This window comes from Chromobacterium sp. CCUG 76385 (assembly GCF_059916625.1).
In genome coordinates this window covers 27,872-42,363 of the sequence record NZ_JAUCGU010000003.1, presented here as the reverse complement: position 1 = coordinate 42,363, position 14,492 = coordinate 27,872, and the positions used below count along the sequence as shown (strand labels likewise).

At 63.5% G+C, this 14,492-nt stretch carries 13 protein-coding genes; 3 read left to right on the top strand and 10 right to left on the bottom strand.

From position 1 onward, the window contains the following. Position 1: 1 nt before the first annotated feature. The 7 genes from QUG01_RS03595 to QUG01_RS03565 form a co-directional block, all read right to left on the bottom strand. Positions 2-1,126, bottom strand: coding sequence for a DegT/DnrJ/EryC1/StrS family aminotransferase (locus tag QUG01_RS03595; protein ID WP_500828922.1), 1,125 nt, complete (start codon positions 1,124-1,126; stop codon positions 2-4). Between the two features lie 159 nt (positions 1,127-1,285). After that, entirely contained in the window at positions 1,286-1,657 is a 372-nt protein-coding gene (locus QUG01_RS03590) for an SMR family transporter (RefSeq protein WP_103321233.1), read from the bottom strand. Between the two features lie 87 nt (positions 1,658-1,744). Then, the gene (locus QUG01_RS03585; protein WP_500828921.1) at positions 1,745-3,397 is read right to left on the bottom strand and encodes a phospholipid carrier-dependent glycosyltransferase; all 1,653 of its coding nucleotides are present in this window, start codon (positions 3,395-3,397) and stop codon (positions 1,745-1,747) included. A gap of 106 nt (positions 3,398-3,503) precedes the next feature. Then, positions 3,504-4,412 carry an oxygen-dependent coproporphyrinogen oxidase gene (gene hemF / locus QUG01_RS03580; protein ID WP_500828920.1) on the bottom strand — a complete coding sequence of 303 codons (909 nt, stop codon included), beginning with the start codon at positions 4,410-4,412 and terminating at the stop codon, positions 3,504-3,506. A 149-nt stretch (positions 4,413-4,561) separates the two neighbouring features. Further along, positions 4,562-5,380, bottom strand: coding sequence for an alpha/beta hydrolase (locus tag QUG01_RS03575; protein ID WP_500828919.1), 819 nt, complete (start codon positions 5,378-5,380; stop codon positions 4,562-4,564). Between the two features lie 96 nt (positions 5,381-5,476). Beyond that, positions 5,477-6,829: an ATP-binding protein gene (locus QUG01_RS03570; protein WP_500828918.1), complete on the bottom strand. Its 1,353-nt coding sequence runs from the start codon at positions 6,827-6,829 to the stop codon at positions 5,477-5,479. 3 nt (positions 6,830-6,832) lie between these two features. After that, a complete protein-coding gene (locus QUG01_RS03565) occupies positions 6,833-7,543 on the bottom strand; it encodes a winged helix-turn-helix domain-containing protein (protein ID WP_103321228.1) in 711 nt (236 codons plus the stop codon). A gap of 425 nt (positions 7,544-7,968) precedes the next feature. Between QUG01_RS03565 and QUG01_RS03560 the strand changes: the two genes are divergently transcribed. Together QUG01_RS03560 and QUG01_RS03555 are read left to right on the top strand one after the other, a co-directional pair. Then, a complete protein-coding gene (locus QUG01_RS03560) occupies positions 7,969-10,035 on the top strand; it encodes a carbon starvation CstA family protein (RefSeq protein WP_500828917.1) in 2,067 nt (688 codons plus the stop codon). Then, entirely contained in the window at positions 10,028-10,216 is a 189-nt protein-coding gene (locus QUG01_RS03555) for a YbdD/YjiX family protein (protein WP_103321226.1), read from the top strand. Before QUG01_RS03560 ends, QUG01_RS03555 begins: the two co-directional genes overlap by 8 nt. A gap of 67 nt (positions 10,217-10,283) precedes the next feature. On the opposite strand, the gene QUG01_RS03550 is transcribed toward QUG01_RS03555, so the two are convergent. Both QUG01_RS03550 and QUG01_RS03545 read right to left on the bottom strand, forming a co-directional pair. Further along, a complete protein-coding gene (locus QUG01_RS03550) occupies positions 10,284-10,733 on the bottom strand; it encodes a cupin domain-containing protein (protein WP_500828916.1) in 450 nt (149 codons plus the stop codon). A 96-nt stretch (positions 10,734-10,829) separates the two neighbouring features. Next, a complete protein-coding gene (locus tag QUG01_RS03545) occupies positions 10,830-11,855 on the bottom strand; it encodes a YeiH family protein (protein ID WP_500828915.1) in 1,026 nt (341 codons plus the stop codon). A 105-nt stretch (positions 11,856-11,960) separates the two neighbouring features. On the opposite strand from QUG01_RS03545, the gene QUG01_RS03540 reads away from it, so the two are divergent. Next, on the top strand, positions 11,961-12,830 hold the full coding sequence (locus QUG01_RS03540) for a LysR family transcriptional regulator (RefSeq protein ID WP_500828914.1): 870 nt from the start codon (positions 11,961-11,963) through the stop codon (positions 12,828-12,830). Between the two features lie 125 nt (positions 12,831-12,955). Here the strand turns inward: QUG01_RS03540 and QUG01_RS03535 are convergent, their stop codons facing one another. Further along, complete coding sequence (locus QUG01_RS03535) at positions 12,956-14,488, bottom strand: DHA2 family efflux MFS transporter permease subunit (RefSeq protein ID WP_500828913.1); 1,533 nt, start codon at positions 14,486-14,488, stop codon at positions 12,956-12,958. Positions 14,489-14,492: the final 4 nt, after the last annotated feature.

Below are 14,492 nucleotides of genomic sequence, written 5' to 3'. Positions count from 1 at the left end.
CTCAGTGTAAAACGGCGCGCAGCACGGCGCTGAAGGTTTGGCAGACGCGGATCACGTCTTCGTCGCGCATGGCCGGGAACAGCGGCAGCGTGACGGTGCGCGCGCCGATGTCCTCCGCCACCGGGAATTGTCCTTCGGCGTAACCTTTGTCGCGGAACAGCGTGAACAGGTGCATGGCCGGGTAGTGCACGCCGACGCCGATGTGCTCGGCCTTCATGCGGGCGATGAACTCGCCGCGGCCGACGCTCATCCGCTGCAAGGGCAGCAGCGGCTGGAACATGTGCCAGTTGGACTGCTCGAAGTCCGCCGGCGGCAGCTCGCAGCCGAGCGAGCGGTCAAAGTGGGCGAAATACAGCTTGGCCAGTTCGCGGCGGCGGGCATTGAAACCGTCCAGCTGTTTCAACTGGCCGAGTCCGATCGCGGCGGCGATGTCGGTCATATTGGCCTTGCCGCCCAGCACGTCCACGTCCATGGTGCCGTCGGCGAAGCGGGTCACGCCCTGCAGCCGCAGCTTCTCGAACAGCCGCGCCTCGTCGGCATTGTTCAGCACCAGGCAGCCGCCTTCGCCGCTGGTCATGTTCTTGTTGGCGTGGAAGCTGAACGAGATCAAGTCTCCCTCGCTGCCGATGCGCCGGCCCTGCCAGTTGGCGCCCATAGCTTGCGCGGCGTCTTCCACCACGCGCAGACCATGGCGGCGCGCGATGTCGTAGAGATGGTCGCGGTCCACCGGCAGGCCGGCCAGGTCTACTGGAATGATGGCCTTAGTGCGCGGCGTGATGGCTGCTTCCAGCTTGGACAGGTCGATATTGCGCGTGGCTGGATCGGCATCGACGAACACCGGCGTGGCGCCGACTTTCAGGATCACGTTGGCGGTGGCGATCCAGCTTAGCGGGCAGGTGATGACTTCGTCGCCGGGGCCGACGCCGGCGATCTGCAGCGCCATCTCCAGCGCGGCGGTGGCGGACGAAACCAGCCGCACCGGGCGGCCGCCGCAAAAGGCGGACAGCTCGGCTTCCAGCTGCTGGCAGCGCGGGCCGGTGGTGATCCAGCCGGAGCGCAAAACTTCGCCGACGGCGGCGATGGTGTCCTCGTCTATGGCGGGACGGGTAAACGGCAGAAAATCCATAATCGTCTTTTCAAAACCTTTTCTTATGGCCACGAAAACCACGAAAGAACACGGAAAAACTTAACGCGTAATAGTATGCGGCCACAGCTGGCGCGGCCAGGCAAGACGAAGCGTTGAGATTGTGTTCGTGTGCTTTCGTGGTTTTCGTGGCAAAAAAAATCAGCTGCGCGCCACCAGCACCACGCCGACGATGATCACGGCGATGCCGATCAGCTTCTGCGCGGTGAGGGCCTCGCCAAACATCCAGTAGGCCAAGAGCGCGTTGACCACATAGCCGATGGACAGCATCGGGTAGGCCACGCTGACCTCGACGCGCGACAGCGCCATGATCCACACCACCACGCTGACCACATAGCAGGACAAACCGCCGATGATGGGCAGATTGGTGGCCAGCGACCAGGCGGTCGGCCAGGCATTGGCCAGCGAAAAATCAAAGTGGCCGATCTGGCGCACGCCTGCCTTCAAGCATAGCTGCGCGGCGGCGTTCAGCAGCACGCCGAACAGGATCAATCCAAATTCAATCAGTTTCATGTCTTAATCTTAATGAGCCACGAAATCCACGAAACAACACGAACAAAGTCTTTGCTGGATTTCGTGGCAAAAGTCTTATTGAGCCCGTTAAGGTTTCGCCACCACCATGCGCCGCGGGTCCTGATAGATCACCTTCATCGGCAGGCCCTGTTTCAGCAGCTCCTGATAGGTATCGTCGCCCAGCATGGCCACGGCCTTGGGCGCGGCGCGCCAGCGTTCGACGAATTGCCCGATATGCGGCATCCAGCGTTGCGGCTCCTGCCCTTCGCCAAACTCGAACTCGTCGACGAATTCCACCAGCGTCACCGGCCGGCCCACATAGTAGGGGAAGGTCTGATCGTAGTAGCGGACGGAGTAGATTTCGCTGTCCGGCGTCAGATACGGCTGGATTTGCGCGACGATTTGCTTGCTGCCCTTGAGTCGGCCATAGCTGTCGTGGCCGCTGGCGGCCAGCGTCACCGCCAGCAGGCTGCCAAAGGACAGCGCGGCTACGGCGGCCAGCATCTGCTGGCGGCCCAGCGCGCGCCAGGCGAAGGCCGCGCTGATCAGGAACAACGCCGCGCCGGCGGCGATGAAGCGGGCAAACGGCAGGATCACGTCCAGCGGCGAGTCGGCGTTGGCGAAGCGGCCGGCGAACGGCCAGGCGGCCAGCAGCGCCAGCCACAGCAGCGCGGGGAGGACAATGTGTTTCTTCAGCTCGGCCGGCTGCATCCGGCTGAGGCTGTGCGCCAGCAGCAGCGCCAGCGCCGGGAACAGCGGCAGGATGTAAGACGGCAGCTTGGAGCTGGACTTGCTGAAGAAGGCGAAGATGAACACGCTCCAGATCAGCAGCAGGCGGCCGACGCGCAGGCCGGCGGCGCGGTCGCTCCAGCCCTCCTTGACGAGGCGCGGCAGCAGCGTGGTCCACGGCAGCAGGCCCAGGATCAAATAGGGCACGAAATACCATGGCGCGCCGGTGCGCTTGTGTTCGGTGGTGAGGAAACGCTCGAGGTGCTCGCGGATGAAGAAGAAGTGGGCGAAATCCAGGTTGCGCTCCGAAACCAGCAGGAACCACGGCGCGGTGAGCGCGAAGAACAGCGCCAGGCCGCTGAGCCAGCGCATGCGTTTCCAGAACGCCCACTGCCAGTTGAGGAGGCTGTACAGCACCAGCGTGGCGCCGGGAATCAGCAGGCCGATCAGGCCCTTGCTCAGCACCGCTCCCGCCATGGCCGCCCAGGTGATCCACATCGCCCAGCGGTTTTCCGCACGGCTGGCGCCGTCGCGCTGGGCCAGCAGGAAGCCGCATAAGGCCGCGGTCAGGAAGAAGCTGACGCCCATGTCCAGGGACAGGAAGTGGCTATTGGCGATGATCCAGGCCATGCCGCCTGCCGCCAGCGCGGCGTAGCGGCCGGCATCGACGCCCCATAGCTTGCGCGCGGTCAGCGCCACCGCCGCCACGCTGAGAAAGCCGGTCAGGCCCGGCCAGAAGCGGGCGGCGAACTCGTTGACGCCGAAGGCGGCGAAGCTCAAAGCGCCCATCCAGTATTGCAGGATGGGTTTTTCGAAATACAGCAAGCCGTTGAGCCTGGGCGTGATCCAGTCGCCGCTGTGCAACATGAACAGCGAGATGGTGGCGTAGCGGCCCTCGTCGGCGTGGATCAAGCCGCGATAGCCCAGGCTGCCAAACCAGATCAGCGCGAACAGCAGCCACAGGGCGGTTTCCAGCGCGGGAGGCAGGGCAGTGGCCTTGGAGTGGTGCATCGATGATTCCGAAGTCATTGGTCAGAAGGCGCTGGGGCCGGGAAACCGGTTAGGATACCCGATCCCGCCGCCGCTGTGGGGGGCTCGAAGGCCCGCCCATGCTGGATCACACCCAGTCGCGCGGAGGCAGGAAATCGGTGTAGAGCAGGGCTTCCGCGCTGCCCGGCTCCGGCTGGTAGCCGTATTCCCAGCGCACCAGCGGCGGCATCGACATCAATATCGATTCGGTGCGGCCGCCGGACTGCAGGCCAAACAGCGTGCCGCGGTCCCATACCAGGTTGAATTCGACGTAGCGCCCGCGGCGGTACAGCTGAAACTGGCGCTCGCGCTCGCCCCAGGCGGTGTGCTTGCGCTTGTCCACGATGGGCAGATAGGCATCCAGATAGCCGTTGCCCACTGCTTGCATGAAGGCGAAGCTCTGGTCGAAGCCCCAGGCGTTGAGGTCGTCGAAGAACAGCCCGCCGATGCCGCGCGCCTCGTTGCGGTGTTTCAAGTAGAAGTATTCGTCGCACCATTTCTTGTAGCGCGGGTAGACCTCGTGGCCGAACGGCGCGCACAGATCGCGCGCCACCGTGTGCCAATGCACCACGTCCTCCCGCACCGGGTAGAACGGCGTCAGGTCGAATCCGCCGCCGAACCACCACACCGGCGCCTCGCCTTCTTTCTCCGCGATGAAGAAGCGCACATTGGCGTGGCTGGTGGGGACGTGCGGGTTATGCGGGTGGATCACCAGCGACACGCCCATCGCCTCGAAGCGGCGGCCGGCCAGCTCCGGGCGGTGCGCGGTGGCGGAGGCGGGCAGGGCGTCGCCATGGACATGCGAGAAGTTGACGCCGGCTTGCTCGAACACCACGCCGTTGCTGAGCACGCGGCTGCGTCCGCCGCCGCCGGCCTCGCGCTGCCAGGCATCCTCGACAAAGCGCCCATCGCCGTCCGCGCCCTCCAGCGCCGCGCAGATGCGGTCTTGCAGGTCGAGCAGAAAAGCTTTTACGGCGTCGCTGTGCGGGTGGCTCATGTCGGGGTCCGTGGATCGGGGTAACAGAGGGCGATTGTAGCAGAGCCGGCGCTTATGCTGCCCGGCTGCCGCCATGGCGCGAAGATCAAAAAATTGCCCGCCTAGCGGCGGGCCGAATCGTACAAAGGGATGGAACTGAGTTCAGGCGTTCAGGCCGCCACGTAGGCGGTCCAGCCGTAAGAGGGTTCGGCCGCCTTCGCTTGCGGCGCGGCGTTGAAGAATTTCAGGCTGCGCTGCAGCACCTCGGCGCGCTCGTTATCCACCATCACCATGTGGTAGCTGTTGGACAGCGGCATGAAATCGACCGGGCCGCCCAGGTATTGCATCAGGTAGTGGGCGGAGCGCGGGCTGGTGATGTCGTCCTCATCGGCGTGCACGATCAGCGTCGGACAGGTGATTTCGTGCAGATGGCGCTTCAGCTGGCGGCGCAGGCGGTCCACTTCGCGAATGCAGGCCAGCGGGATGTAGGCGTAGTGGAAACGATCGCCGCGCTCGAAGCGCTGCTGGATGGCCTTGCGGATGCGCACATTCTTGATGCCGAACGGCGACACTTCCGGCACGCGCATCTTTTTGGCCAAGCGCGGGATGTGATAAACCGCGTGGCGCAGCCAGGTCAGCTTGGGCAGGCTCCAGCCGTCCAGGAACATCGGCGGCGCGTACAGCGCCAGCTTGTCCTGATGGTTTTCGCGGCGCGCGACTTCCAGCGCCACCAGGCCGCCCAGGCAGACGCCGGCCAAGTGCACCACCTTGTGCTTGGCCTTCAGCGCGCGGTATTCCTTGCGAATGCTTTCCACCCAGTCCTCCCAGCCGACGCTGAGCAGGTCTTCCGGCGAGCCGCCGTGACCGGGCAGCACCGGGGAGTGGGTAACGATGTCGGCGTCTTCCAGCGTGCGGCCCAGCGCGCCCAAATCATAAGCGGTGCCGCCTAGGCCGTGTACCAGCAACGCCGCCGGTCGAGTGGAAACCATTCTGCATAATCCCTGATGAGTTGATGGTGGGATTATCCGGAATGGCCGGCAAGCGGTCTGTTGGCTTCCTGTCGGCGCTTTGTGACGGTGAGTGACTTATTGCGGCGGCAGCGATGGTTGCGCAATGATCATGCGGAAGCGGGCGCCGCCCAGATCGCTGGCGCCGGCGCTGGCCTGGCCGTGGTGGTGTTCGGCGATCAAGCGGACGAAGGACAGGCCCAGGCCGTGGCCGCCGGTGGCGCGATCGCGGCTGCGATCCAGCCGCAGGAAAGGCTCGAAGACTTTATCGCAGTCTTCCTCCGGAATGCCGCAGCCGTCATCGTCCACTTCTATGATCAACTGCTCGCCTTGGTGGTAGACCTTCATCCTGACCTGGCTCTGGGCGTACTTGAAGGCATTCAGCAGCAGGTTGCGGGTGGCGATGTACATCAGCTTGCGGTCGAAGGCGCCATGCTCATGCGGACAGTCCAGCGTCAAGGCCAGGTTGGCGGGTTTCAGGGGCGTGACCAGGTCGATCAGGTCGTCGAACCAGTCGAACAGATCGACCGTCTCCAGGTGCAGCGGAACCTCGCTGCGTCTGAGTTTCGAGAACTCCATGCTGGAATTGATCAGCTCCTCCAGCTCCTGCATATCGCGCTCCATGCCGTCGCGGTAGCGCTGCCATTCCTTGGGATCTTCTTCCTCTTCCAGCATGGTCAGGCCGAAGCGCAGCCGGGCGATGGGGGTGCGGATCTCATGGGCGATGGCGTGCGACAGCGCTTGCCGCGTTTCCATCTGCCGCTCCAGCCGCGAGGCCATGCTGTTGAAGGCCAGCGGCAGCGGCGCGAACAGCCGGCTGGTGGCGGAGCGCGCGCGGGCGCTGAAGTCGCCCTCGGCAAAGGCCTCGGCGGTGCGCCTCACTTCCAGCAGATCGGTCCACAGCGGCCGCAGAATGAAATAGAGCAGGGTGCCCAGGGTGCTGCCGGACAGCAGCATCCAGATCAGCAGCACCTGAATGTCCTCGCTGATCCAGGTGCTCTCGCTGGATTGCACATCCAGCGGGCCCAGCGTCAGCAGGCGCTTGTCGCCCGGCATCGTCACGTATAGCAGCTGGTTGTCGCTGTCGAGATACGGTTTGCCCTGGCGCAACAGCGGAACGGCGTCTTTGGCGATGTCGGCCGGCGGCTGCTCGACCAGCCGCAAGGGGTAGCTGAAGCGGCTGGACAGGCTGCTCAGCTCGGCATCCCAGCGTTGCGGCGGTTGCTGCAGCAGCCGGTCTTGAATCAGCGCCACGGTGCCGTTCATGAAATGCACTCGGCTGGACTGGTCGCTGGTTTCATACAGCTTGGTCACCAGAAAGCCGAAGCCGATGATGATCAACAGCTCCACCAGCATGGTGATCAGGAAGTAGCGTGCGAACAGGGTGCCCAGCGTAGGCTTGAACCAGACGCGCAGCTTTTTCGGCGACATGGTTTATTCCCAGTCGCTGCGCGAGAACAAATAACCCTTGCCGCGCACGGTCTTGATGCGGGCCGGGGTGTCGGGATTGTCGCCCAGCTTGCGGCGCAGCCGCGAGATGCGGGCGTCGATCGAACGGTCCAGGCCGTCGAAGCCGATGCCGCGCAGCTCGCTCATGATGTCGTCGCGCGACAGCACCTGGCCGGCGTGAGTGGCCAACAGCCACAACAGGTCGAATTCGGCCGTGGTCAGCTCGATCTGCTCGTCGCCGAGCAGCGCCTCGCGCGTGGCCTGGCTGATGCGGAACTGGCCGAAGGTGATGCTGTCGTTCTCCACCACGACTCCGCCACCTTCCGCTTGCGCGCCGCTGCGCCGCAGCAGGGCGCGGATGCGCGCCAACAGCCGGCGCGGCTCGACCGGCTTGGCCAGGTAATCGTCAGCGCCCAGCTCCAGGCCGAGGATTTCATCCACGTCTTCGTCGCGCGCCGTCATCATCAGAATGCGGCCGCTGTAGTGCGGGCGCACATCGCGGCAGACGTCGAAGCCTTCCCGGCCCGGCAGCATCACGTCCAGCACCACCAGGTCGGGACGGGTGTCCAGGATGACTGCCGGCGCGGTATCGCCGCGGCCATGCAGGCTAACCTGATAACCATGCTTGGTCAGATAGGCCGCGATCAATTCCGCCAGCCTGGCGTCGTCTTCCACGATGAGAATGTGTTGTGCCATTGCGTCCGAGTTTTTCGATCCCTTGGGCAAAAATAGTAACACGCGTTTGAATACTTGGCAGGCGGGGTTTTCGCGCCGCTGCAACGTCGTTTTTCAAATGACGCGGATCCGCTTGCGGTTTTGAAGCCAGCCGCCGGGCGCTGGCCTATTGGCCTGGCTGCTGGGCCAGCCGTTTTTGTGGGATATAGAGTGGTCCAATTCCTCTGGCCATGGCGGGTATGGGCAGGATGTTTTCGCGTTGGGCATGGCGCGGAAAATAAGCGCTGGCAGAATCAATACATTCAATAGGATATTGGCTCTAATTTCGCTTGAGTTTCATTCCGCATGTCGACAAAATCAATAGTATAGAACCATACCCGGACACCGGCCGGCAGATGGGCTGCCAGTCAAGGAAAGCTGGGGGAGATAGAGAACAGGGACTCCTTATGCAACAGATCAAGCAGTGCGTCGTCTGGCTGCTGGTGGCGCTGGCGGGGGCGACGGCCTTCGCCGTGATGGCGCTGAACCGCGGCGAGACGATCAACGCGGTATGGCTGGTGGTGGCCGCCTTGTCGGTCTATGCCATCGCCTATCGCTTCTACAGCCGCTTCATCGCCGACAAGGTGCTGGAGCTGGACGCGCGCCGGCTGACGCCGGCGGAAAAATTCAACGATGGGCTCGATTACGTGCCCACCAACAAATGGGTGGTATTCGGCCACCACTTCGCCGCCATTGCCGGCGCCGGTCCGCTGGTGGGCCCGGTCCTGGCGGCGCAGATGGGCTATTTGCCCGGCACCTTGTGGATTCTGGTCGGTGTCATGCTGGCCGGCGCGGTGCAGGACTTCCTGATTCTGTTCTTGTCCATGCGCCGCGACGGCAAGTCGCTGGGCGAGATGATCCGCCAGGAGCTGGGCGACATCCCCGGCGTGATCGCCTCCATCGGCGTGCTGATGATCATGGTGATCCTGCTGGCGGTGCTGGCGCTGGTGGTGGTCAAGGCGCTGGCCGACAGCCCGTGGGGCACCTTCACCATCGCCTGCACCATTCCGATCGCGCTCTTGATGGGCGTCTACAGCCGCTTCATCCGGCCGGGCAAGATCGGCGAGGTGTCGGTGCTGGGCTTCATCCTGTTGATGCTGGCCATCGTCTACGGCGGCGATGTGGCCAAGAGCGCCACGCTGGCGCCGCTGTTCACGCTGAAGGGCACCACGCTGGCCTGGGTGTTGATCGGCTACGGCTTCATCGCTTCGGTGTTGCCGGTCTGGCTGCTGCTGGCGCCGCGCGACTACCTGTCCACCTTCCTGAAGATCGGCACCATCGTCGGCCTGGCCATCGGCATCCTGATCGTGGCGCCGCCGCTGCACATGCCGTCCGTCACCAAGTTCATCGACGGCAGCGGCCCGGTGTTCGCCGGCAATCTGTTTCCTTTCCTGTTCATCACCATCGCCTGCGGCGCGGTGTCCGGCTTCCATTCGCTGGTGGCTTCCGGCACGACGCCGAAGCTGATAGAGAATGAAACCCAGGCGAGGATGATAGGCTACGGCGCCATGCTGGTGGAAAGCTTCGTCGCCATCATGGCGCTGATTGCCGCCTGCGTGCTGGACCCGGGCGTGTATTTCGCCATGAACAGCCCTGCGGCCGTGATCGGCAAGACCGCAGTCGATGCCGCGCAGGTGATTTCCGGCTGGGGCTTCGTCATCACGCCGGATGCGCTGACGCAGCTGGCGACCGACGTCGGCGAGCATACCGTGCTGTCGCGCGCCGGCGGCGCGCCGACCTTGGCGGTGGGCATGGCGCACATCCTGTCCGGCGTCATCGGCGGCAAGACCATGATGGCCTTCTGGTACCACTTTGCCATTCTGTTTGAAGCGCTGTTCATTCTGACCACGGTGGATGCCGGCACCCGCGTGCTGCGCTTCATGATTCAGGATCTGCTGGGCTTCTTCGTCAAGCCGATGGCGAATACCGAGTCGTGGGCGGCCAACTTCGTCGCCACCGGCCTGGCCGTCTCTGCCTGGGGTTACTTCCTGTACCAGGGCGTGGTGGATCCGCTGGGCGGCATCAACACCTTGTGGCCGTTGTTCGGCATCGCCAACCAGATGCTGGCCGGCATCGCGCTGATCCTGGCCACGGTGGTGCTGGTGAAAATGCAGAAGACCCGCTACGTGTGGGTGACCGCGCTGCCGACGCTCTGGCTGCTGCTGGCCACGCTGACCGCCGGCTGGCAGAAGCTGTTTGACGCCAGCCCCAAGATCAGCTTCCTGGCCCATGCCGAAAAGTTCTCCGCCGCGGCGGCCAAGGGCGAGGTGCTGGCCCCGGCCAAGAATATGGCGCAAATGCAGCAGATCATCTTCAATGATTATGTGGATGCCACGCTGACTGCCATGTTCATCGCGGTGGTGGTGGCGATGCTGCTGTTCGGCCTGCATGTGATACGCAAGTCTTTGGCGGTGAAATGGGTCACCACCAAGGAAGTGCCGGCGGTATACCGGCAAGGAGAGGCGAATGGCTGAGATCTGGAAAACCTTGGCCCAAACCGCGCGCTTGATGGTGGGGGTCAAGGATTACGATGCCTACGTGGTCAGTCGGCGACGTTTCAATCCCGAGGCGGAAGTGATGAGCCGCGAGGCTTTCCTCCTCCGTTGCCAGGAAGAGCGCTACGGCGGCAAGTCCATGAAGAAATGCCCATGCTGATTTGAATGATCGCAGGGTAATGCGAAAGCCGCCCGGCAGTGCCGGGCGGCTTTATTTATTGGCGGGTTCAATCGGCTGAATGGCTGAGCGCCATGCCGGGGCTGCCGGCATAGAAAACCAGTAACTCCACCGCTTCATCGCCGGTGAAGCCGCGATGCGTTTCGCCTACCATTTCCGGCAGGGTATCGCCTGCGCGCAATGGCTTTTGCAGACCATCTGCTTTCTTCTGCACGGTCAAGGAGCCGGAAAGCACATACGCGGCGTTGGGCATGGGGTGGGTGTGCCAAGGCAAGCTGGTGTGAGGCGGAATGGTGATTTTGAGCAAGGTCAGCTCCGGCTTGCCTTCGGGATAGGCTGCGTAGGCCTTGCCATCCCATGACGCGCTAGTTTTGAGCAAGACCTCCGCGCGCACGGATTCTGTTCCTGCCGCCGGTTCCGTGCTGGCGGCTTGAGCCAGCGGAGCGCACAGCCAAAGCGTGCTCGCCAGGAGCAGCGCAAGAAAGGGGGAGTGACTCATCGACTTTCTCCTTTGTCTACGACAGCGACGGCGCCGCACAAGAGTCGGCTAGCCAGAAGCCCCTGACTGGCAGGGGCTTGGCGAGTGAAGTTGGGATTAGCGCAGCAGGCTTAGCACGCCCATATTGATCAATCCGCCGCCTATGATCAACCAGCCGAACAGCGCGCTAGCCAGCAGCATCGGCTTGGCGCCGGCCTGACGGATGGCGGAGACGTGGGTGGTGATGCCCAGCGCGCCCATGGCGGCCGCCAGCAGCAGGTTGTCCAGCGCGATGATCTGTTGCACCAGCGTGTGCGGCAGCAGGCTGAAGGAGTTGAAGCCGGCGACGGCGAGGAAGGCGACGGCGAACCAGGGGATGCTGATGCCGGTTTTCTCATGCGTATTGCCGCGATGCTTCTTGGCAACCCAGGAAGACAAGGCGATCAGGAACGGCGCCAGCATCATCACCCGTATCATCTTGGTGATCACCGCGGTATTCATCGCCGCGTCGCTGACCGACTTGCCGGCGGCCACAGCCTGCGCCACTTCATGGATGGTGGAGCCGGCGAACAGGCCGTAGCTGAATTCCGTAATGCCCAGGTGGCGCACCGCCTCGAACATCACCGGCCACAGGAACATGGCGGCGGTGCCGAACACCACCACGGTGGCGACGGCGACGGCGACTTTTTCCGCGTGGGCCTTCAGCACCGGCTCGGTGGCCAGGATGGCGGCGGCGCCGCAGATCGAGCTGCCGGCGCCGATCAGGATCACGCTCTGTTCGTCCAGCCCCAGCTTCTTGCGGCCAATCCAGAACGCCAACAAGAAGGTGGAGGTCAGCACCAGTGCGTCGATCAGCACGCCGGAGAAACCGACGGCGGCGATGTCCTGGAACGTCAGCTTGAAGCCGAACAGGATGATGCCGGCGCGCAGCAGTTTTTGCTTGGAGAAGGCAATGCCTTGATGGCTGGGCTCGGCGATAAAGCGATAGACGGTATTGCCGATGATCATGCCGCCGACGATGGCGATGGTCAGGGCGGAGAAGCCCAGGCTTTTCATCGCCGGCAGATCGGCCGCCCAGATGGCGGCGCCCGCCAGACCCAGCGACAGCGCCAGGCCGGGAATCATATTGCGATAGTTAGTCATATGTTCATGCCTCTTCGATATATGGCTAACGATACGCGCAGCTGTGTAAGTAGAAAAACGGATAAAATTAATATATACAATTAGAAAAACTGTTTTGGAGGCGGCATGGGCCTGCGCATCAGCCTGCGAGAACTGGAAGTGTTCGTCGCGGTAGCGGAATGGGATACCGTCACACGCGCCGCCGAGCAGGTGGCGTTGACGCAGTCGGCGGCCAGCCAGGCGCTGGACAAGTTGGAGCAGGGGCTGGGCGTCAAGCTGTTTGACCGCGCCGGCCGCCGGCTGCTGATCAACGAACATGGCCGTTTGCTGCTGCCGCGCGCCCGGGCGCTGCTGGATGCGGCCTGCGACGTGCAGGGGCTGTTCAGCGGCGGCGAGCTGGCGCTGCGCATCGGCGCCAGCACCACCATCGCCAACTATCTGCTGCCATCGCTGCTGGCGGCGTTCCGCAAGGACTGGCCGCAGGCGCGGCTGGAACTCGATGTCGCCAATACCCGAGACATCGTCGACGCGGTGGCGGCGTTCCGCGTCGATTTCGGCTTGATAGAAGGCCCCTGCCATCACCCGGAGCTGCTGGCCAATGCATGGCGGCAGGATGAATTGCTGGTGTTTGCCGCCGTCGATCATCCGCTGGCGGGTCGCAAGGTGACGGCGGATGAGCTGGCCGACGCGTCGTGGATTCTGCGCGAGCCCGGTTCCGGCACGCGCGAGGAAGTGGAGCGGGTGCTGCTGCCCCACTTGAAACGGCTGGCCATAGGCATGGAGCTGGGCCACTCGGAGGCGATCAAGCATGCGGTGGCGGCCGGCCTTGGCGTCAGCTGCCTGTCGCGTCACGTGGTGGCGGACTTGCTGGCGGCCGGCAGCGTGGTGGAAGTGGACGCAAACCTGCCCTTGCTGACGCGGACGCTGTTCCGGGTGCGGCACCGCGACAAGTCGGTCAGCCGCGGGATGGAGGCGTTTGACGGATTTCTGCAGTAATACGGAATAGCCACGAAAAAACACGAACACAACTGGATCGATCCACGTCTCGTGTTTGTGAGGACGGCTTGGAGTCGGATGTCGTTATTTCGTGTCGTTTCGTGGCTGATCCCATGATTTTAACGCTAATGCGCCCCGCTATCCCCGCCGGAGGCGGTAAACGGCGGTTTGGCGAACCACACCAGGGCGATCAGCAGCACGAACAGGATGCCGGACACCCAGAAGATCTCGTTGGCCGCCATGATGTAGCCCTGCTGGGTGATCTGCAGCTGAGTCAGCGCCTGCTGCTGCGTGGTGCCCAGCCCCAGTTTGCCCATCGCGTCGAACCAGGAGACCGAGGCCGGATCGTATTGCGTCACGTGTTCGGTCAGCTTGGAGTGGTGCAGGGCCTCGCGGCGGTCCCACATCGTGGTGGTGATCGAGGTGCCGATGCTGCCCGCCAGAATCCGCAAGAAATTCGACAGGCTGGACGCGCTGGCGATGCGAGACGGATGCAGGCCGGACAGCGTGATCGTGGTCAATGGCATGAAGAAGCAGGCCACGCCTATGCCTTGCACCACCTGCGGCCACACCACATAGGAAAAGTCCATCTGGGTGTTGAAGTTGCTGCGCCAGAAAAAGCAGATGGCGTAGACGCTGAAGCTCAGCGTCACCAGCCAGCGCATGTCCCAGCGGTGCGCGTTCTTGCCGATGATGGGCGACAGCACCACCGGAATCAGGCCGATGGGCGCGGCGGCCAGGCCGGCCCAGGTGGCGGTGTAGCCGAGCTGGGTCTGCAGCATCAGCGGCAGCAGCACCACGGCGCCGAAGTACAGCATGAAGCCCAGGCTGATGGCGATGGTGCCGACCGTGAAATTGCGCTGCTTGAACAGCGTCAGGTCGACGATGGGGTGCTCCTCGCCCAGCTCCCAGATCACCAGATAGACCAAGGCCAGCACGGCCACCACCGCCAAGGTGATCACCTCGGTGGAGTTGAACCAATCCAGTTCCTTGCCGCGGTCCAGCACCATCTGCAGCGAGCCGACGCCGATCACCAGCAAGGCCAGGCCTATCTTGTCGATAGGCAGGTCAAAGCTGTCGGTTTCACGGCTCTTCAGGATACGCCAGGAGACGAAGGCGGCAGCCAGCCCCACCGGCACGTTGATGAAGAAGATCCAGCCCCAGTGCCAGTTGTCGCTGATGATCCCGCCCAGAATCGGGCCGAACACCGGCGCGACGATGACCGTCATCGCCCATAGCGCCAGCGCCATGCCTTTCTTGGCAGGCGGATAGCAGGACAGCAGCAGGCTCTGCGACAGCGGAATCATCGGGCCGGCCACGGCGCCTTGCAGCACGCGGAAGAAAATCAGCATTTCCAGGCTGCTGGACATGCCGCACAGCCAGGAAGTCAGCACAAACAGCAGGGTGGAGGCGGTGAACAGCTTCACCTCGCCGAAGCGCTTGGCCAGCCAGCCGGTCAAGGGCACCGAAATGGCGTTGGCCACACCGAACGAGGTGATCACCCAGGTACCCTGGCTGGTGGCGGCGCCGAGGTTGCCCGAAATGGTGGGCAGCGCCACGTTGGCGATGGTGGTGTCCAGCACCTGCATGAACACCGACATCGACAGCGCCAGCGTGATCCAGACCAGTTTCGAGCCGGTCAGTGGCGGTTGATTCATGGGC

What these genes read in the sequence shown, in the direction of transcription:
- QUG01_RS03595 (WP_500828922.1), bottom strand. Translation starts at nt 1,126, where the DNA reads ATGGATTTTCTGCCGTTTACCCGTCCCGCCATAGACGAGGACACCATC.
- QUG01_RS03590 (WP_103321233.1), bottom strand. Translation starts at nt 1,657, where the DNA reads ATGAAACTGATTGAATTTGGATTGATCCTGTTCGGCGTGCTGCTGAAC.
- QUG01_RS03585 (WP_500828921.1), bottom strand. Translation starts at nt 3,397, where the DNA reads ATGCACCACTCCAAGGCCACTGCCCTGCCTCCCGCGCTGGAAACCGCC.
- hemF (WP_500828920.1), bottom strand. Translation starts at nt 4,412, where the DNA reads ATGAGCCACCCGCACAGCGACGCCGTAAAAGCTTTTCTGCTCGACCTG.
- QUG01_RS03575 (WP_500828919.1), bottom strand. Translation starts at nt 5,380, where the DNA reads ATGGTTTCCACTCGACCGGCGGCGTTGCTGGTACACGGCCTAGGCGGC.
- QUG01_RS03570 (WP_500828918.1), bottom strand. Translation starts at nt 6,829, where the DNA reads ATGTCGCCGAAAAAGCTGCGCGTCTGGTTCAAGCCTACGCTGGGCACC.
- QUG01_RS03565 (WP_103321228.1), bottom strand. Translation starts at nt 7,543, where the DNA reads ATGGCACAACACATTCTCATCGTGGAAGACGACGCCAGGCTGGCGGAA.
- QUG01_RS03560 (WP_500828917.1), top strand. Translation starts at nt 7,969, where the DNA reads ATGCAACAGATCAAGCAGTGCGTCGTCTGGCTGCTGGTGGCGCTGGCG.
- QUG01_RS03555 (WP_103321226.1), top strand. Translation starts at nt 10,028, where the DNA reads ATGGCTGAGATCTGGAAAACCTTGGCCCAAACCGCGCGCTTGATGGTG.
- QUG01_RS03550 (WP_500828916.1), bottom strand. Translation starts at nt 10,733, where the DNA reads ATGAGTCACTCCCCCTTTCTTGCGCTGCTCCTGGCGAGCACGCTTTGG.
- QUG01_RS03545 (WP_500828915.1), bottom strand. Translation starts at nt 11,855, where the DNA reads ATGACTAACTATCGCAATATGATTCCCGGCCTGGCGCTGTCGCTGGGT.
- QUG01_RS03540 (WP_500828914.1), top strand. Translation starts at nt 11,961, where the DNA reads ATGGGCCTGCGCATCAGCCTGCGAGAACTGGAAGTGTTCGTCGCGGTA.
- QUG01_RS03535 (WP_500828913.1), bottom strand. Translation starts at nt 14,488, where the DNA reads ATGAATCAACCGCCACTGACCGGCTCGAAACTGGTCTGGATCACGCTG.